The 17,730-nt window shown below is 65.5% G+C and carries 16 protein-coding genes; 4 read left to right on the top strand and 12 right to left on the bottom strand.

Annotated elements, in window-relative coordinates:
- Positions 1–70 precede the first annotated feature (70 nt).
- Genes tkt through rpe form a run of 3 tightly spaced genes read left to right on the top strand, consistent with a single transcriptional unit; the run spans position 71 to position 3,926 of the window.
- Entirely contained in the window at positions 71–2,131 is a 2,061-nt protein-coding gene (tkt, locus tag SB753_RS03880) for a transketolase (protein ID WP_410799051.1), read from the top strand.
- A 32-nt stretch (positions 2,132–2,163) separates the two neighbouring features.
- Positions 2,164–3,201, top strand: coding sequence for a class II fructose-bisphosphate aldolase (gene fba, locus SB753_RS03875; protein WP_087753392.1), 1,038 nt, complete (start codon positions 2,164–2,166; stop codon positions 3,199–3,201).
- A 14-nt stretch (positions 3,202–3,215) separates the two neighbouring features.
- Entirely contained in the window at positions 3,216–3,926 is a 711-nt protein-coding gene (gene rpe, locus SB753_RS03870; RefSeq protein ID WP_410799050.1) for a ribulose-phosphate 3-epimerase, read from the top strand.
- Positions 3,927–3,945: 19 nt separating this feature from the next.
- Here the strand turns inward: rpe and SB753_RS03865 are convergent, their stop codons facing one another.
- The 3 genes from SB753_RS03865 to SB753_RS03855 are packed head-to-tail and all read right to left on the bottom strand — an operon-like array spanning position 3,946 to position 8,030.
- Entirely contained in the window at positions 3,946–5,328 is a 1,383-nt protein-coding gene (locus tag SB753_RS03865) for a DUF6513 domain-containing protein (RefSeq protein ID WP_410799049.1), read from the bottom strand.
- Between the two features lie 24 nt (positions 5,329–5,352).
- Complete coding sequence (locus SB753_RS03860) at positions 5,353–5,931, bottom strand: flavoprotein (RefSeq protein WP_410799047.1); 579 nt, start codon at positions 5,929–5,931, stop codon at positions 5,353–5,355.
- Positions 5,928–8,030, bottom strand: coding sequence for a sigma-54-dependent Fis family transcriptional regulator (locus tag SB753_RS03855; protein ID WP_410799045.1), 2,103 nt, complete (start codon positions 8,028–8,030; stop codon positions 5,928–5,930). The genes SB753_RS03860 and SB753_RS03855 overlap by 4 nt, the downstream gene beginning before the upstream one ends.
- Positions 8,031–8,451: 421 nt before the next feature.
- On the opposite strand from SB753_RS03855, the gene SB753_RS03850 reads away from it, so the two are divergent.
- The gene (locus SB753_RS03850) at positions 8,452–8,988 is read left to right on the top strand and encodes a dihydroneopterin aldolase (protein WP_020066332.1); all 537 of its coding nucleotides are present in this window, start codon (positions 8,452–8,454) and stop codon (positions 8,986–8,988) included.
- A 70-nt stretch (positions 8,989–9,058) separates the two neighbouring features.
- On the opposite strand, the gene SB753_RS03845 is transcribed toward SB753_RS03850, so the two are convergent.
- The 9 genes from SB753_RS03845 to SB753_RS03805 form a co-directional block, all read right to left on the bottom strand.
- Positions 9,059–9,466 (bottom strand): hypothetical protein, encoded by a 408-nt coding sequence (locus tag SB753_RS03845; protein ID WP_020066331.1) that lies wholly within the window; start codon positions 9,464–9,466, stop codon positions 9,059–9,061.
- 91 nt (positions 9,467–9,557) lie between these two features.
- Positions 9,558–10,067 carry a formaldehyde-activating enzyme gene (fae, locus tag SB753_RS03840; protein ID WP_020066330.1) on the bottom strand — a complete coding sequence of 170 codons (510 nt, stop codon included), beginning with the start codon at positions 10,065–10,067 and terminating at the stop codon, positions 9,558–9,560.
- A 103-nt stretch (positions 10,068–10,170) separates the two neighbouring features.
- The gene (locus SB753_RS03835; protein ID WP_410799044.1) at positions 10,171–11,109 is read right to left on the bottom strand and encodes a triphosphoribosyl-dephospho-CoA synthase; all 939 of its coding nucleotides are present in this window, start codon (positions 11,107–11,109) and stop codon (positions 10,171–10,173) included.
- Positions 11,110–11,217: 108 nt separating this feature from the next.
- On the bottom strand, positions 11,218–12,252 hold the full coding sequence (locus SB753_RS03830; RefSeq protein WP_410799042.1) for a RimK family alpha-L-glutamate ligase: 1,035 nt from the start codon (positions 12,250–12,252) through the stop codon (positions 11,218–11,220).
- A complete protein-coding gene (gene mch, locus SB753_RS03825) occupies positions 12,249–13,292 on the bottom strand; it encodes a methenyltetrahydromethanopterin cyclohydrolase (protein WP_410799040.1) in 1,044 nt (347 codons plus the stop codon). Before mch ends, SB753_RS03830 begins: the two co-directional genes overlap by 4 nt.
- Positions 13,255–14,469: an ATP-grasp domain-containing protein gene (locus tag SB753_RS03820; protein WP_410799039.1), complete on the bottom strand. Its 1,215-nt coding sequence runs from the start codon at positions 14,467–14,469 to the stop codon at positions 13,255–13,257. Before SB753_RS03820 ends, mch begins: the two co-directional genes overlap by 38 nt.
- A 27-nt stretch (positions 14,470–14,496) precedes the next feature.
- Entirely contained in the window at positions 14,497–15,450 is a 954-nt protein-coding gene (locus SB753_RS03815; protein ID WP_410799037.1) for an NAD(P)-dependent methylenetetrahydromethanopterin dehydrogenase, read from the bottom strand.
- Between the two features lie 261 nt (positions 15,451–15,711).
- Positions 15,712–16,740, bottom strand: coding sequence for a beta-ribofuranosylaminobenzene 5'-phosphate synthase family protein (locus SB753_RS03810; RefSeq protein ID WP_410799035.1), 1,029 nt, complete (start codon positions 16,738–16,740; stop codon positions 15,712–15,714).
- 201 nt (positions 16,741–16,941) lie between these two features.
- Positions 16,942–17,349, bottom strand: a complete 408-nt coding sequence (locus SB753_RS03805; protein ID WP_088174011.1) for a 4a-hydroxytetrahydrobiopterin dehydratase — start codon at positions 17,347–17,349, stop codon at positions 16,942–16,944.
- Positions 17,350–17,730 lie beyond the last annotated feature (381 nt).

The following is a 17,730-nucleotide window of genomic DNA, read 5'->3' as shown; positions in this document are numbered from 1 at the left end:
AAGGGTCTGAGCCTTCCACGCTCCGGCTTTGCAGCGAGACATTCAGTGCAGGTTTTGAAGGAGACATTCGATGAGTGCCGTCGCAGAATCCATTGCATATCCTGAGACCCGCGTGATGGCCAACGCGCTGCGCATGCTCGCGATCGACGCCGTCGAAGCGGCGAAGTCAGGCCACCCCGGCATGCCGCTTGGCATGGCAGAGATCGCCGTCGCGCTATGGGACCGGCATCTGAAACACAATCCGCGCAATCCGGCATGGCCCGATCGTGACCGCTTCGTGCTGTCGAACGGACATGGCTCGATGCTGTTGTACGGACTGCTGCATCTCACGGGCTACGACCTTGCTATTGACGAACTGAAGCGCTTCCGTCAATTGCATAGCAGGACGCCGGGACACCCCGAGGTTGGCGTAACGCCGGGTGTCGAGACGACGACCGGTCCGCTCGGACAGGGCCTCGCTAACGCGGTCGGCATGGCGCTCGCCGAGGCACTGCTCGCGCGCGAATTCAACCGGCCCGGTCATACGATCGTCGATCATCGCACGTATGTGTTTGCCGGCGACGGCTGCCTGATGGAAGGTATCTCGCACGAAGCGGCGTCGCTCGCGGGAACGCTGAAGCTCGACAAGCTCACGGTGCTTTACGACGACAACGGCATCTCCATCGACGGACATGTCGCGCAGTGGTTCAGCGACGACACGCCCGCGCGTTTCGCCGCATACGGCTGGAACGTGGTGCGCGACGTGGACGGCCATGACGTCGACGCTGTCGACCTCGCGCTGCAAGACGCGCGCGCGGCTGGCAAGCCCACGTTGATTTGTTGTAGGACGGTAATAGGCAAAGGGTTTCCGTCAAAAGCAGGCACGCACGACGTGCACGGCGCACCGCTCGGCGCTGAAGAGGCAGAGAAAACGCGGCGCGCACTGGGCTGGCCGCATCCGCCCTTTGCGATTCCGCAAGAGATCCGCGCGCAGTGGGATGCGAGCGGGCGCGGCGAGGCCGCGGAGGCGGACTGGAAGCGCCGCTTCGAAGCCTATCGCGAGCACTATCCGCACGAGGCTGCCGAATTCGAGCGCAGAACGCGAGGCGCGCTCCCCGCGCATTGGAGCGATACGGTTCGCGCGATGCTGCGCGACGCTGACAGCGCGGCTCAATCCATCGCGACGCGCAAGGCGTCGCAGCAGAGCATCGCCGTCCTCGCCCGCGCGTTGCCGGAATTGCTGGGCGGCTCGGCCGATCTGACCGGCTCGAATCTCACCAACTGGCCTGCCGCTGTGGACATTCACGCCGACGAAGCCGGCCTGCAAGGCGGCAACTATCTGCACTACGGCGTGCGCGAGTTCGGCATGAGCGCGGCGATCAACGGTATCGCGCTGCATCGCGGGCATATAGCATTTGGCGGCACTTTCCTCACGTTTTCTGACTACTCGCGCAACGCGCTCCGCATGGCCGCGCTGATGAAGACGCGCTCGATCTTCGTGTTCACGCACGACTCGATCGGCCTTGGAGAAGACGGGCCGACTCATCAGTCGATCGAACACGCAGCGAGCTTGCGGCTGATTCCCGGACTCGACGTCTGGCGTCCGTGCGACACGGTAGAGACTGCTCGTGCGTGGGCTAGCGCGGTAGAGCGCGAGGGACCGTCGTGCCTCCTGCTGAGCCGGCAGAACCTGCCGTTTGTTGCACGGGAGAGCGAGCAGATCGACGCGATCGAGCGGGGTGGTTATGTGCTGCGGGACTGGCACGATGCGTCGGAGTCCGCGCATCCGCACGTAGAGTCGCGGGTGATACTGATCGCTACGGGATCCGAAGTTTCTCTCGCGCTCGACGCGATTGCGCCGCTCGCTGCCCTGGGTATCGCTGCTCGCGTCGTGTCGATGCCGTCGACGAGCGTGTTCGACCGGCAGTCCGATACATGGCGCGATGCAGTGTTGCCGCCCGGCGTGCCGCGCGTCGCAGTGGAAGCGGGCGTGCGCGCGTTCTGGCGTCAGTACGTGGGTCTGGAAGGGGGCGTGGTAGGTATCGACACCTTTGGCGAATCCGCCCCGGCCGCCGATCTGTTCGACCATTTCCAGTTGACCGCGCAGGCTGTGGTGGACGAAGCCCGTCGCGTCGTGCTGCACGCTAGGTGAACAGAATTCGATTCGTCTTCGAGGAGTTTGCAATGGCCTTCATAGCACTGCGTCAACTATTGGATCACGCGGCCGAGCACGGCTACGGCGTGCCCGCGTTCAACGTCAACAACATGGAGCAGATTCACGCGATCATGCAGGCCGCGGAAGAAACCGCGAGTCCGGTGATATTGCAGGCGTCGGCGGGCGCGCGCAAGTATGCGGGGGAGCCTTATCTGCGCCACCTCGTGCTGGCCGCACTCGAAGCGCATCCGGACATTCCGCTCGTGCTGCATCAGGACCACGGCGCGAGTCCGGCGGTGTGTCAGCAGGCAATCCGTTCGGGCTTTACATCCGTGATGATGGACGGCTCGTTGCTGCCCGATCAGAAAACACCCGCAACTTATGACTACAACGTCGACGTGAGCCGGCGCGTGGTGGACGCAGCGCATGCGGTGGGTGTTTCCGTCGAAGGAGAACTCGGTTGTCTCGGGTCGCTGGAAACCGGTATGGCCGGCGAGGAAGACGGCGTTGGCGCGCAAGGGCAGCTCACGCGCGACGATCTGCTGACCGATCCGCGCGAGGCGCAGATTTTCGTGGAATCCACTGGCGTCGACGCATTGGCGATTGCGATCGGCACCTCGCACGGCGCCTATAAATTCAGCCGGGAACCGACCGGCGATATTCTCGCCATCGGCCGGATCGTCGAAATTCATGAGCGGATTCCGAACACGCATCTCGTGATGCACGGTTCGTCGTCGGTGCCGCAGGAATGGCTCGCGATAATCCGTGAATACGGCGGCGAGATTCCCACCACGTACGGCGTACCGGTCGAAGAAATCCAGCGCGGCATTGCGCACGGAGTACGCAAGGTGAATATCGACACCGACATCCGGCTCGCAATGAGTGGCGCAATGCGCAAGTCGCTGGCGAACGCGCGGGCCGAGTTCGATCCGCGCGCCGCGTTGAAGGCCGCAACGGCGGCCGCGCGCGGTGTTTGCGTGGAGCGCTTCGAGGCATTCGGCTGCGCCGGGCAGGCGCCGCGCATCAAGCCATTGCCGCTCGACGCGATGGCGCGCCGATATCACTGAGCAAGGAGACCGGCATGCGTGATTTTCTGATTGCCCCTTCGCTGCTGTCTGCCGACTTTGCGCGTCTCGCCGAAGAGATTCGCGACGTCACCGCAGCCGGCGCCGACTGGATTCATCTCGATGTAATGGACAACCATTACGTGCCGAATCTCACGGTCGGGCCACTCGTTTGCGCGGCGATCCGGCCGCATACGCGCGTGCCGATCGACGTGCATCTGATGACCATGCCGGTCGATCCGCTCGTCATCAGCTTTGCGGAAGCCGGTGCGAACACGATCAGCTTTCATCCGGAAGCATCGCTGCATGTCCATCGGACCATCGAACTGATCAAGACGCACGGCGCGCGCGTCGGACTCGCGCTCAATCCTGCGACGCCGCTCGCAGTGCTCGACCATGTGATCGAGCGGCTCGACGTGATACTGGTCATGTCGGTGAATCCCGGCTTCGGCGGCCAGGCCTTTATTCCCGAGACGCTAGAGAAGCTACGGGTACTGCGCGAACGCGTCGACGCAACCATGCAGCGCACCGGACGCGCGTTGCTGATCGAAGTGGACGGTGGCGTGAAGGCGTCGAACATCGCACCGATCGCGGCGGCGGGTGCCGACGTGTTCGTGGCCGGCTCGGCGGTCTTCGGCGCCGACGACTATGCGCAGGCCATGGGCGCGATGCGTGCCGCGCTCGCGCAGCTGAGCGAAGCGAACGAAGCGTTAGCGGAAGCGCGCTGAACGGTCGTACCGTGCGGGCTCACCGTTTTTTCATCGTCTCGCCGGGCGCGCACCAGGCGGACAGGTCCTGATCGGGCCGATCGACGGCGCAGCCCCAGTCGAGCGGCTGATCCTGGTCGAAGCGCTTGCCGAGCCGCCACGCGATCTCGGCGCGTGCAAGCTGCACGCCCATATAGAACGCGTGGCCGCCGTCTGCTTCCAGATGAAGGTTGGGATAGAACTCGAATGGATCGCCGCCACGAAGATGGCCGTCGCGGTTGTAGACGTGAATGGCTTCGGCGCTCACCTGCACGCGGAAATTCGGGTCGCGCACCTGCCGGGCAAATTCGTCGATCTCGGCGGGACTGTATGGAAACGGGCGCTTCGCATGCACTGTCGCAAGATCGCCGTCGATGCCCTTGGGCAGCACCTGCGCTTCGCGGGCGGCATGCATCACACGACGCGCAATGTCGGCTTCGCGCACGGCCCGCCGAGCATGCAGACTGACGGACGTGGTAAGCACCGCACTCACACGAAGCTCCGCCGCCATGCCGAGCAACACGGCGTTAATGCCGCTGGTGTCCGCTTCGGTCAACTCGGTCACGTTGCCGATGCCCATCATGATCGCAACGTCTGGATAGCGTTCGCGCAGTCTCACGTAACGCGCGATCGACGTAGCGAGGCCGAACGGGATCGGATCGAGAATCGGATCGGCAAGAAAAGCGCGGCCGCGCGCGGTGAACCGCTCGATGGCTGCGTCGAGCGAAGCGGGATCGCGTGAATCGCGTGCGACGAGAATCGGCGTAGACGGCACTTCGTCCGCGATCCACAGCGTGTCGAGGTTCAGGCTCATCAGATAGTCGGCGCCTGCGCGGCCGCCGCGCAGCAACTCGTCGGTGTGCATCGAATCGACGCTCACGCGATAGCCTTCGGACTTCAGCCGGCGTACCGCGTCTTCGAGATGCGGGAATGGTGTTTCCGGCAAGCAGCCCAAGTCGATCACATTCGCGCCCTGTGCGGCATAGTCGCGAGCACGCGCGGCAATGCCGTCCAGGTCGAGGCGCGGCGCGTCGACGATCTCCGCGAAGATCTCGGTTTCGTAGCGCGAGAGGTCCACCGGCTTTGCCTCGCGGCCGAAGAACTGCGGCAGGTCTTTCACTTCTTCCGGGCCGCGTTCGAACGGCACGCCATAGTGTTCGGTCAGCGCCGCGAGGTCGCCTCGGCATCGACCTGGCACGATCACGCGCTGTGCCGCGAGCGGCGCTGGCACGCGGCGCCGGATCATGTCGGCCGTCATCAGTGCGGCGACTTGCAGACCGATTTCGCGGATTTCCCAACTGAACGGCGCCGGCGCCATGCTTTCGAGCACGCGGAGCAGGCTCTTCTCGGCGAGCCGGCCGGTCAGGAAGACGATGTGGTCCATGTCAGTGAGCGCCGAGTGGCAGGGTCATACCAGGCCGAGCGTCGCGAGGCGTTGATCGAGCGCCGTCTTCAGTTCATCCAGCGAGCGCACGACCGTCGTGTATTCGATGCGCGACAGGCGCTCCACGTTGTCGAGTTCGATCGTTCGCGGTCTTAGTTCGACCCATTCGTTCGGGCTTTGTGTGACGACCGTCGGTTCCGTGTCGCATGCAAAGACGATGCCCGGAATGCACTGCTTGCCAGCCTGCGCGTACATGTTGGTGGGCAGCGTGTCGGAGATGCCGAACGCGCATTTGGCCACCGTGTTGCTGGTGGCCGGCGCGATGATGACAGTGTGATACATGCCGTGATACAGCATGCCGACCGGCACGCCGCTCGCGCTCTTGTCGCGGAACACGTTGAAGCGCTCGCGCAGTCTGGGCAGTTTCCAGCCGTAAAGCGGCAGGACTTCCTCGGCTGCGGCGGAGAGAAAAAGGTCCGTGCGCGGCAAAGCCAGCGCGAGCTCGATCGACTCTTCAAGCAGATGGCCCGAGCCCGTCACGCACCACGCAAAACGCGCGTCAGGCTTGAAATCGGCGAGCTTGCGAGCGGGCGCCTGGGTCATGCGCTATGAGCGTGCGGCGAACCGTCGGGCGGCGTGCCGTCAAAGGACTGTTCGTCGGCTGGGTCGTCCAGATCGGTGCCGTCGTGCCCCGAGCCGTCATGCGACAGACGGATTTGCAGCCGGCGCATCTTGCGATACAGCGTATTGCGGCTGATGCCCAGCGCCTTCGCCACGTTACTCACGTTCCAGCGATTTTCTTCGAGCATCGCAAGAACGGTCCCACGTTCGTTCAACTGGATTGCGTTCAGCGCGGAAAGATCGGGGTCGTCGTCCGGATGGGGCGCCGGCTGCGCAACCGGGTGAGACACGGCGGGCGTCGTCACCAGCGGATCGCGCTGCGTGACTTCCACGGGCAGATCTTCGCAGCGGATCGGTTGTCCGTCGCATAGCGCAATCGCCATCTGCAGCACATGTCGCAACTGACGGATGTTGCCAGGCCATGCATAGCTCAACAACGCCTGCTCGGCTTCTTTCGTTAGCTCCGGCGGATCGTTATCGGTTTCCGCCTCGAGCAGATGATGAATTAGCGGCAGCTTGTCGACGCGCTCGGCGAGCGGCGGCAGATTTAGTTCGACGCCCTTCAGCCGGTAATACAGATCCTCACGGAACTGCCCGCCGTGCACGAGCTCGAGCAGATTGCGGTGGCTTGCGCTGATCAGCTGGAAATTGACCTTGACGGTAGTTTCCGCGCCGAGCGGCGTGACCTCGTGCTCTTCGATCACACGCAGTAGCCGCGCCTGCAACGCGAGCGGCATGTCGCCGATCTCGTCCAGAAACAGCGTGCCGCCGTTGGCCTGCACGATCTTGCCACGGCGTCCTTCGCGCTGAGCGCCGGTGAACGCGCCCGCACGATAGCCGAACAGTTCGCTTTCGATCAGGTTCTCCGGCAACGACGCGCAATTCACCGGCACGAACGGCCCCGACGAATGCGGGCTGATGCTATGCAACGCCTGCGCGAAGACTTCCTTGCCGGTGCCCGTTTGCCCTCTGAGGATGATCGGAATCTTGCGTTGGACCACGCGCACGCCTAGCTGGATCTGCGAGGCCATGCGTGGATCGCCGAACTCCAGATGCGCGATTTCATCGAGCCGGGCCGGCGGTGGGCGCTTTTCGGGTGCGCTCGTGCGCGCCACGGGCGCTGTCACGGCGACGCGCGTGCCGCGTGCCGCCGCATTTTGCGCAGTCTGCGCGACCAAGAAAAAGCGGTTCGTCGCGTTGGCGCTGTACACGGTGACCGGATGAAACGAGCCGCGAATGCTGCGCGCGATCATGTCTTCGAGCGACGCGTTGAACGCCTCCTCGATACGCCGTCCGCGCAGTTCGCTAAGCGAGCGGAAGCCGAGCTGGAAGAGGGCGCTGCGGTTCGCCGCCAGCACGGTACTGTCGTCCGCCACTGCGAGCTTTCCGCCATGCAGTGTGCCGACGAATTCCGGGCGGCTGTGAAAGTGAATCATGTTCGCATGACGATAGCGTGCGTCGAGCAAGCGGTTTTCGATCATCTGGCGCGACATGCCGACGAGCACCAGCGAGTGCTGCTGCAGCAGTTTCGAGCGGCTCGTGACGTCGAGTACGCCGGCAATCTCGCCGCGGTCGTCGAAGATCGGCGCGGCGGAGCAGGTGAGCGACGTGTAGCGCGGATAGAAATGCTCGTGCTGGCAGACGGCGATGCAATCGCGTTCGGCGAGGCACGTGCCCATTCCGTTGGTGCCAGCTTCGCGCTCGCTCCACAGCGCGCCGACGCGGAAGCCGTCGGAGGCGACCGCTTCCGCGAACGGTACCGACGACACCTGGTGGACGATCACGCCGCCCGAGTCGACCAGCACCACGGCAAGTTCGGGATCGGCCAGCTGTTGATAAAGCGTGGTCATTTCCAGCTTCGAACACGCGATCAGATCGCCCATGGCCTCACGGCGCGAGCTTAGTTCGTAGTCCGTCAGGATGGGCGGCGTGACAAAGCGGGAAGGGTCGAGCTGAAACTCGTTGACACAACGCGCCCACGATTGAGCGACTGGCTCGCTCGTCGGACGTGTCGCCAGTTGATGATTGACGACGTTGAGAATTTCACGGACGTGCATGGAGCTGTCAGCAAGCAACGACATGGGGTTCGTCTCCGTTGCGGCAACTTCACGCGCGCCGAACGTTGCCTTGCGAAGTGTTGCATTCGCGTGGGCTTCGCCTGCGTGTCACGAGTGCCGCTTTATCGATAATGTCATCCCCTGGCGCCGCGGCTTCTGTGTCGTGCCCTGTCCGTATGCGCACTGAGTAATACGCCCGCTGTTTCCGTTTACTGTCAGGCGTTGGCTTAAAACTTTACGCTCGATGTCGCTCACGTTCAATAAGAAGTCGCATCAATAGTACAAGGTGTGCCCGCTTTTTGCTTTTAATGTCGGCATGCCCTGCCCGGGGCCTGCATTGACGTTGCGCGGCACAGAGCGCTTCGCGCGCGAGTCATTATGTGTTGCTTTGCGTTTACCCGGGTTGCGTCTCTTAACTTGTTGCCGCTACGCGGCGGAGTACACCATGGACCGTATCGATACCGTTCGCCTTGCCAGCTTCTGCGCCGCCGATGCGCAGGCGCCTCGCGCGGGTATGCCCTGGGGTGCGCCTTCGGAAGGCCTAACCTCGGGCACGCCCAAGCGCATGGACATCGTGTTTATCGAGAACTTTATCGGTCAGACGATTATAGGTATCGACAGCAGCGAGTTGCATGTGCCGCAGTCCGTGCGGATGAACCTCGCGATCGGCGTGCCCGCGATTCGCGCCTGTACGACGGATCGCATCGAGGACACGATCAACTATGCTGCGGTGCGCAGCGCGTTGCATGCGCTGCTGGAGTCGCACGGTGTGCGTCTACTCGAAGCGCTTGCCGAAGCGGTGGCGCGCCTGCTGATCACCGATTTCGGCGCGCACTGGGTCCGCGTGTCGCTCGCTAAACCGGCAAAATTCGACGACGTAGCCGCCGTCGGCGTGCAGATCGAGCGGCAGCGCAGCGATATGCCAAAAGCGGGTGGACCTGCGAGTTATGCGTCGCTTGGCGAGGGGCTGATTCCGGACTGAACCCGCGAAGCCCGGACCATGCATCGTCCGGGCGCACCCGCGCCCACTCCGGGTTAACCTGCCACATCCGCTATTTAGACGCCGCGGTTTTATCGCTGCCCAGTCCGCAACTGCGGTAGGCGTCCGCTTGCAACGTGCGGAATTTCTTCGTCTGCGCTTTCGCGTGGTCGACCCGGAACTCCGAGCCGCCTTCGCCGCCGAGCGTCGCATACTTGGCGAAGGTGGATTGATCGACGAACTCGTCATACGGGAGCGCGGTCGCCATCTTGTCGATCACACACGAGCATTTATAGACGTTCGCGAAATCGTGCCCGTTGTCGTCCATGCAGGACAGCACATATTCGACGCGTCCCTGCGTCGGGTAGTTGTAGCCTGACGACGGCGCCGGCGTTTGTTGCGGATCGCCGTCCGCCCAGGCGAGCGGCGCGGCAAGCGCAATGCAGGCAAAGGCCGCCAGCGCGCGACATCGTAGGGTCATCTCATGCCTCTGTGAGAGCAATTGCACGATGGCATCATGCGAGGCCCGCGCGGACCCGTTTTGCGGCTGTGTCCGCGCGGGCCGTGAGTCATCAGTTCGGAGCGAACGGATGCGCGACGCTGCTCTTCTTCGACACGACCTCCGCAGCGCTCGGTTCGCCTTTGACGGCACGCTGGATCGCCTCGCGCGTCGCCTTGTAGTTGTACTCCTGAATCTTCTTGTCGTCGTCCGCCTGCCAGTGAATAAAGACGCCGACGCATAGGAACAGGTCGTCCGCCTCGTCCTGCGGGATCGTGCCGTCCTCGACGCTGTCGGCGACAGCGAGCGCGACGGCATGCTGCGCCGGCCCGAACATCTGCACCGCCTGTTTCGCGCCCTTGATCGTGACCTTGTTGAAAAGGATCGTGTTGGGCTTGGTGAGCAGATTCGGCGCGACGACCGCGAGCAGCGATGTGAAGCCATCCTTATTGTTGGTTAGCGCATGACAGAATGCGGTTTCCGCAGCGGAACCTCGCGGTCCCATCAGCAAGTCGATGTGTGCGACCTCGTTGCCGTCGCCGACGAGCGACTCGCCTATCAGGACGCGGTTGATCTTGGCCATGCTGTTCCTCCGATGAGTGGAATGGGGACTTGCCGACTGACTGACACGCCGCCTGAGCGGTCCTGGTCCGCGATCGCCTGGCAGCGGTTGATGCACGGTGGCATTAACTAACAGAATCCGTGCCAGTGCGGGGCGCGTCAGCCTCGGATGGCGCGCCGTTTGAGGTGCCCGGCTCATCTAGGCAAAGTGCGACGAACAGCGTCGCCACCGTCAGGTCCGCGCTGGTACCGGGATTGATGGCAGCCGCTTTCATTTCGGCATCCCATGTATCGAGGGGCTGATTGCCCGCGGCGGCGCTCGTTTGCGTGAGCGTGCGGCGCCATTGCGCGTGCCGCTCGCGTGCCGTTCGCGTGACACTCTGCGCCACCCCAAGTCCGTGCTTACGCACAATGTGCGAGTCGGGCCACGTGCTCAGGAACGTGAGGTACACGTTCAGCGTGGCGATGCGCGGATCGTCGGCTGGAACTTCGCGCCACGCGGCGAGGCCGGTTTCGAAAATGTCGCGGAAGCCCTCGGCGTACTGGCGCGCGATGCTGTCGCGCGAGGCGGCGAGTGCCATCGCGGCGCGCAACGCGACTGTCGGCGCGTCGTGCACCGATTGCTCGGGAGCCTCGCCGAGACCGCCCGGATTGGCAAGCGCGATCGCGCGGTATGCGAGGCGGGAGTCGTCGATATCGAGGCGCGCGAGCACGCGCCCGGTTGCCGCGTGCCACGCGTGGGCCGACAGCGGGTGCGCGGTTTCTTCGAGCGCTGCGGCGAGAGGAGCGACCAGCAGCAGGATGCCCAGGTTCGTATTGCAGCCGACCGTGGCGCGCGTGCGCGTGACAGCATCGAGCAGGCGCTGGCCGACGGGCATGCCGCGCGCGAACAGCGCGTCGGCGGCCGCGTCGGCGCTGGCAACGAACTGCGTCGCGCTCATGCCATGGCCTTCGCTATCCACGCTGACATTGCCTGGCTTCGGCGTTTCGACGTCCAGCCGGCAGGCTGTCAGGAAGGCCGCGCGAGCGTGCTTTGAGTCGGTGACGGATCGGGGCGTGTTCATATCGGCGGGCGCGCCAGAACCGCTCGAACTCGCCGCGAACTGAAGCGGCTCTTGCAGGTGCTTGTGCAGTCGCTCAGGCTCATCGTGCGCTGAAAACCCCGCAGCCGCTCAGCCATGGCGTCCGTGCAGCGCCACCACCGCCGCCGCCTCGCCGCGCTGCGCGGGCAGCTTGCGGAACAGCATATCGTCGGCGAGCGCTGCTGCAATGTCGATCGACGTGACCGATTGCAGGCCGCGCCACGCCGCCACGCCGTTGACCTCCAGCACGAGCGGCCGGGCGGCGTCGTGAGGGTCGGGAATCAGGTCGACGCCCGCGTAGTCGAGCCCGAGCGCCTCGGTGGCGCGCACGGCCGTTTGCGCGAGCGCGGGGTCCAGCTCGGCCGCCTCGCACGTGGCGCCCTGCGCGAAGTTATGAATCCAGCCTTTGCCGCCGATGCGCCGCATCGCCGCCACCGCGCGTCCGCCGATCACGAGGACGCGCCAGTCGAAGCCAGGCCTGCCGCCGTCGATAAAACGCTGCAGATACGCCACCTGGCTGTACGGCTTCAGCGAAGGCAGCGGCGCCAGCGCGCGCGGCGGCGTGCTGCGCAAGCCGAGCCGTTTCAGCCCATGGCCTTGCGAGCCGAACAGCGGTTTGAGCACGACCTGGCGTCCGGCCGCCGCCTCGCGCATCAGCACGCGCTGCGCGAATGCTGCCGATTCGCCGGCCCACGTGGCGGGCGTAGGCACGCCGTGGCGATGCAGCAAAAAACTCGTCATCGATTTGTCGACGCTGCGTTCGATCGCGCGTGCGTCGTTGTAGACCGGCACGCCCGATTCGCGCAGCGCATGCAGGATGCCGAGCCGCAACGTCACCTGCTCGAACGTGCCGCCTGCGATGCCGCGCACGAAAACCGCGTCGGGCAGCCCGTGGCCGAAGCCCGGCAGCACGAGCCCATGCGGTTCCCACGTCGTGTCGATGCGGCAATCGGCGAGGTCGATGCAGCGCGCCTCCGCACCACGCGCGCGAAACGCTTTTTTCAGGCGCCCGGTGTGCCAGCCGGTTTCGTCGGTCATGATCGCGATGCGCAGCGGGGCCTGCGCGCCGGGCGTGTCGGTGCCCGCGTCCATGGCCGTTGAGTCGCTGGGCAAAGGCAGACTCATGGCTTGCCGCTCCATTGACCGTGCAGCAGATCCGCGTCGACGGCGCCGCCATGATAGGTCGCGCCGCTTTCGAGGCTGCTCACCCACACTTCAGCCGGGGCGAACAGCGCGGGGTCGATCTGGTAGAAGTCGAAATTGAACGATGTGAAGATATCCGCGAACGGCCGGCCGTGATCGCGCGAAGTCGATGCGGGCAGTTCCGCGGCGAGCCGCCGTGCCACCGCGTCGTGCTTCACCGTGAGATGCACGCGGCCGCCGTACAGGATTGCGTCGTTGGTGCGGCCCATTGCCTGAACGCCGTCCGGCGCCGGCGGCGGCAACGGCGCGGAGCCGCCGGCTTCAACCACCTCGTCCAGTGCGACGCCCAGCACATGCGTTTTGTGCAATGCAACCTCGACGATCCGCGCCACTACCTGCACCGTTCCCGCGACAGACTGTGTCGGCGTGGTGACGACTGTCAACCGCTCGGGCGCGAGACCGCAGTCGTGCACCACCTTGTCGATGATGAACTGCGGCGGCAGACGGTCCACTTCGAGCACGAGCACGCCGCGCTCGTGACGATCGCGATAACCGAGTTCGGCGAAGAGCGGCTCCTTTACCGCAAGCGCGCGAGCCGGGCCTGATCCGAGAGAAAAAAACTTCTTGCCACCGGTCTGCTCCTTCGTTGCCGCGAGGCTCCATCCCGCGTATTGACTGGCGAGGCAGGCCAGCACCGGCCACGACGTGCGCACTTCAATCGTGCTCGGCCACAGCGGCCTCGCATCCAGGCTCTCGCGCACGGTCACGTGGCCGAGGCCGCCCATGCAGATGCGAGCGATCAGCACGCCCGCCGCGACGCTGCCGGGCGCAGCCACGCCCGCGTCGACGAGCACCGTGCCGTTCGCAGTGCGGCTAATCGCGGCGCCGAAACGCGGGGCGTCGTCGACGAGACGGGCGACCAGACGTTCGCTGAGCGCGTTGACGCTCAGTGCGGCGGCGTCCGCGAGCGGCGGCCTGGGTTCGTCAGGAGTGGCAGTGGATGAAGGCACAGTCGGGTTCATAGCAGGGCTCATGGCAGGTTTCGATTCGTTGCAGCACCAGCGTGTGCTGGGCGTCGAGCGCATGCCGTACCGCGTCCACCGAAGCGGCGCGCACGATGAGCGTACAGACGGGCTGGCCGGCTTCGACCCATGTGCCGGGCATCGGCACGTCGCGGCAACGCGGATCGCGCATGCAGGCATCGCTGAACGCTTGCGAGACAGCGAACGGACGCGGCGCGAACAGCACCTGTTGACCGGCGCGCCACGTCGCACGCGCGGGTTCGGCGGGCAGACGGCCGTGACGGCAGGCGTCGACATGACTGGCGACGAGCCCGCGTGCCCATGCATCGGGAGAGGCGGTTTCGTAAAGCGTCATCGTCGACGAAGGGCGTGTGTTGATTTCGAGCAGTTCGAACGAATCGCCGTCGAGCAGAAAGTCGCAGCTATTGATGCCGCTAAGCCCGACGCGCGCGCACAACGCGGCGATTGCCGCTCGAACGCGCACCTCGACAGCGGGCGGCAGCTCGATTGGGCCGATGGAGCCCGCATGCACGAATGGCAAGTTGCCCATCGCGCACGTGAGCTGGTGCGCGAAGCCGATCACGCGCGCGCTGCCGCGCGCCGCGATAAAGAGCGCCGACATCGCGACGCCTCGGCTGTGGCGCTGGAAATAGACTTGCGCGGGAACGCGTGCGTCGGTGACCGCGGGGAGCGGCTCGACGTGCGTTCCGCCGCAGCCGTCCGCGCGTTTCGCGAGCCAGCCCTGCGGCGCGGCGGGGCGCGTGAAGGCGACCGGCGGATGCGGAATGCCGAGTTCGTCGAGCAGCGCGAAGAAGCGCCGCGGATCACGCACGGCAGCGGTGGCGTCGACGGAATTGCCGATGAAGCGCGGCAGGCCCGGCGCGCTGCGCAACTGCGCAACGAACGGTTCGAGCCCGCTGCCGTCGATCCAGCCGATCATGCCCGGCAGGCGCGCGCTGCGTTCGAGCGCGTCGGTGAGCCGCGCGGCGTCGATCGACAACGGGCCGCCGCCGATGTCGAACCACAGTTCGGAGGCCTCGCGCGTATCGCGGTCGCCGAACACGTCGAGCGCGACGACCCGCAAGCCCGCACGCGCGGCGGACTGCGCGAGCATCCGCGCGGACAGGCCCGCCACCGCGACGAACGGCGCACGCGCTGGAGATGGACGCATGGTCATGGCTGGTGCTCCCGCACAGTTTGCCGCTCAGCCAAGACCGGCCGCGACGGCGCGCGCCTCGTCGAACGCTTGCGGGAAGCTGAGGTAGACGGGTTTGCCGCCCGTGCGCATCCGCGTGAACAGCCGGTGTTCGACCTGATATTTGACATTGCCGATCGCCAGTGCGCCGATGCCGATTGCGCCGCCCGTGGTGGGCACACCTTCGATCGGCTTGCCGTCGTTCATCACGTTGACGCCGGCAATGCCTTCGGGCGGCACCGCGTTGACGTCGGCGGCGATCAGCAGACGGCGCGCGTGTTCGAGGTCCTCGCGGGTGACCACCTGCACGCCCGCAATCGCCGTGGCCAGCACGATCTCGGCCTCGCCGAGCACCGCGCGCAGTTCGGCGGGCGTCGCCGTGCCCACGCCTTTGGTCACGATGCCAAAGCGCTGATTCAGATCGTCGCTGACCCGTACCGCGCGCGCCTGGTCGGTGTGGCTCCCGATCGACACGTCCGCGCCGAGCGAAGCCGCCATCGCCGCCGCCACGCGTCCGACGGCGCCGGTGCCGCCGAGAATCAGCACGCGTTTGCCGCCCAGTTCCATCCCGTAGGCCTTGCCCAGATGCCGCTCAGCCAGCGCGACGAGCGCGGCGGCGGTCGTATACGCACCGCTCGGATCGGCGAACACGGACACCTCGAACGGCGGGACCATGGCTTTGCGCGCGGTGTCGAGCATGTCGGCGGCGAGCATCACATCGCGTCCGCCGATGAAGATGCCAGTGCGCGCCACGCCTTTCCGGCCGCGCGAAAAGATCGCGTCCTGAGTGAGGTTGGCGACCATTCCGGCGTCGACATTGCAATACGGCACGATGATCTGGTAACCGGCGTCGGCGGCCATATTGACGTCGAACGGACTCATTTGCGGCGTGGCCGTGAACATGTGCAGGATGTAGGGCCTTTCGGCAGGTTTTTCAGCGGGTCTTTCAGTAGTGTCGGACATGGCAGGGGCTCGTTTCAGTGACGATGTCATGAACTGCGCAACGCGAGGACTAGGGCGTTGCCGCGCGTGGGCGTGGCGAGTATGAGTCGGATCGATGGCGCGTGTGCCGCGCCTGTTGCATGGGCCGCCGGCGCCATATGTGCATGCGCGAGGCTTTCGCGAGCCGGACGTTTATAGATCGCGCGTTCGAGCGCGCTCCATTTCGACGCGCCCGTTCGCCGCCTGGCCGGTCCGTAACTCGCGGCGCGGAATAAAGGCACATCATGCGGCGTCGATGCGCCGATGCCGCCGCGCTTCGGCGGAGCGCACGGTCGCGCCGCGATTGCGCCCCGTCACGATCGTGCATTCGATGTGCGGCATGCCGCGCGTGGCTTCGCGCGCTGTAGCGAGCGCGCCTTCGGCGTCGCGGGCGCTGCCGACGATCGCAAAGCCCGTCGGCCCCCACGAAGTCTGGCCAATTCCGGCGGTGCGCTGCGCGGCCACGGCGCGCAGCGCACGCTCGACGCCGGGGCTCGCGAACACGCCGCCTTGCACGGGCGCGAAATATTCGCCGATGGTCTGCTGCATCTCGGTCAACCCATGTGCGAACGGCACGATGTTTCGCTCGGCGGCGCCAGGCAGGATCTTCATCAGCACGAGGTGGCACAGATGCGCGGCAAGTTTCTGCGGAAACGGCGCGAGCGCGGCGAGGCCGCGCCGTTCGTCGGCGCCGTGGAGGCCTTCGCGTGAATTGTCGCTGACAAGCAGCACGCGCCAGTCGTCGGGAAACGGCTGACGTGCGAGCAGCGGCGGCACGCCCGGATGCAGATCGCCCGACGGGCCGCCGTCCACCAGCAGGCCGCCCGAATCGAAACCGAGCACGCCGATGCCCGAGCGCGCGCCGCGTCCGAGCAGGGCCGCCAGTTCGGCGCTTGCCGCGACATGGCCGAGCAGCCGGACGAACGCCACGCCGACTGCGAGCGCGAGTTGCGTCCCCGATCCGAGGCCGGTGTGGGCGCGCGGTGTCTGGGTGACGTCGATCGCGACGGGCGTGGGGTCATAGGCGGCGTGCAGCCGTTCGAGACATACCGCGATGCGCTCGCGTTCCGCATCGGACACCGCACCGTCGATGCGGTCGCGTTCAGCGAGCCGCGCTTCGACGCGAGTGCCGCCGCCGTCGATCACGAGTCCGACGCTGCCGAACGCGCGTCCGAGCGACGCATTCGGGTCGAGGAAGCCCAGATGCAACCGCGCGGGGGCGTCGACCGTCACGGTGGCGTCAGGCGGAAGGCGGCGAACGTGAAGCTGCATCGCAAGTGTCCTTGTTCGGGCGTGATCCGGTGTTGACCGGGTACGGCGAGCGGCACACGCCGCCATGGCGACGGCGTGTGCCGTCGCGTGGACGGCCGGCGCAGGACGTTAAGCGAAAGCCGTACCAGGCACGTGCGGGGACGTCCGCTTTCAGAGGTGCCAGATGACATACGGACCGCTTCCGCTGTCGCCGCTCCCGGCTCAGCCGCCCTCGGCGGCTCCCTCCGCTTTCGACGCGTCGTACTTGATGTAGCGAAAGCGCTGGTCGTCGCTCGGCGTGCCTTCCAGCGGGCCGCCTTCGGTGGCCGGCTGCCACTGGATGAACGACTCGATCTTGTTCGCGAGGGCGAAGTCCTTGTCGGTGATGCCTTTCGCGGAGTGCGTCTTCAGCTTCACGATCACGAATGCATAGGAGACCGTGAGATCGGGGTGATGCCATGCGGCTTCCGCGAGATGGCCCACTGCGTTCACCACCATCAACGTTCCCTTCCAGCCCTCGGTGCGGTATTTGCGCCGCAGCCAGCCGTCTTCCACGTACCAGTGCTGGAGCGGTCCGACGAGCCGTTGCTGGATCTCCTCGTCGGTATAGGTCTTTTCGGTTTTTGCCATGATCGCTTCTCCGCGGATGTTGGTTCGATCGATAACACTCATGTTGCGCTGCAAATGACCCGCCACTGGATGCGCCGTACTCGCGCGAACCCGATACAGCGCTTTTGCGAAGCGGTTCTCCCGCGGCCTGCGACGCGACGGACACGCTTCGTATCGGGCAATGACACAGTATGTTCCACATGCCCGGATTAAGTGGTGTGACGGCGTGACACCGCTGAACGGCGTCTCGCGTCATTGCCGTTTGATACAGCCTGCACGCGGCGACTCGAACGGTACCCGACGCGCGGCGCGTAGCCTGATGCGGTGTGCCTGTGCGGCGTTTTCAGACCGGCTTGTGGCGGCGAAGGCGGCGCGTGCCGCTGCGCGACCGGCATGGAATAT

The organism is Paraburkholderia sp. SIMBA_053 (assembly GCF_046534895.1).
In the GTDB taxonomy this organism is placed as follows: Bacteria; Pseudomonadota; Gammaproteobacteria; order Burkholderiales; family Burkholderiaceae; genus Paraburkholderia; species Paraburkholderia caledonica.
The sequence above is the reverse complement of the archived record's forward strand: the minus strand, read 5'-3'. Positions and strand labels throughout refer to the sequence as shown.

Bases quoted from the DNA above. Each gene is read 5' to 3' on its own strand.
- SB753_RS03845 (WP_020066331.1), bottom strand. From the start codon at position 9,466: ATGACCCTACGATGTCGCGCGCTGGCGGCCTTTGCCTGCATTGCGCTT.
- SB753_RS03810 (WP_410799035.1), bottom strand. From the start codon at position 16,740: ATGCAGCTTCACGTTCGCCGCCTTCCGCCTGACGCCACCGTGACGGTC.
- SB753_RS03815 (WP_410799037.1), bottom strand. From the start codon at position 15,450: ATGTCCGACACTACTGAAAGACCCGCTGAAAAACCTGCCGAAAGGCCC.
- SB753_RS03850 (WP_020066332.1), top strand. From the start codon at position 8,452: ATGGACCGTATCGATACCGTTCGCCTTGCCAGCTTCTGCGCCGCCGAT.
- SB753_RS03805 (WP_088174011.1), bottom strand. From the start codon at position 17,349: ATGGCAAAAACCGAAAAGACCTATACCGACGAGGAGATCCAGCAACGG.
- tkt (WP_410799051.1), top strand. From the start codon at position 71: ATGAGTGCCGTCGCAGAATCCATTGCATATCCTGAGACCCGCGTGATG.
- rpe (WP_410799050.1), top strand. From the start codon at position 3,216: ATGCGTGATTTTCTGATTGCCCCTTCGCTGCTGTCTGCCGACTTTGCG.
- SB753_RS03835 (WP_410799044.1), bottom strand. From the start codon at position 11,109: ATGAACACGCCCCGATCCGTCACCGACTCAAAGCACGCTCGCGCGGCC.
- mch (WP_410799040.1), bottom strand. From the start codon at position 13,292: ATGAACCCGACTGTGCCTTCATCCACTGCCACTCCTGACGAACCCAGG.
- SB753_RS03855 (WP_410799045.1), bottom strand. From the start codon at position 8,030: ATGTCGTTGCTTGCTGACAGCTCCATGCACGTCCGTGAAATTCTCAAC.
- SB753_RS03830 (WP_410799042.1), bottom strand. From the start codon at position 12,252: ATGAGTCTGCCTTTGCCCAGCGACTCAACGGCCATGGACGCGGGCACC.
- fae (WP_020066330.1), bottom strand. From the start codon at position 10,067: ATGGCCAAGATCAACCGCGTCCTGATAGGCGAGTCGCTCGTCGGCGAC.
- SB753_RS03820 (WP_410799039.1), bottom strand. From the start codon at position 14,469: ATGACCATGCGTCCATCTCCAGCGCGTGCGCCGTTCGTCGCGGTGGCG.
- fba (WP_087753392.1), top strand. From the start codon at position 2,164: ATGGCCTTCATAGCACTGCGTCAACTATTGGATCACGCGGCCGAGCAC.
- SB753_RS03860 (WP_410799047.1), bottom strand. From the start codon at position 5,931: ATGACCCAGGCGCCCGCTCGCAAGCTCGCCGATTTCAAGCCTGACGCG.
- SB753_RS03865 (WP_410799049.1), bottom strand. From the start codon at position 5,328: ATGGACCACATCGTCTTCCTGACCGGCCGGCTCGCCGAGAAGAGCCTG.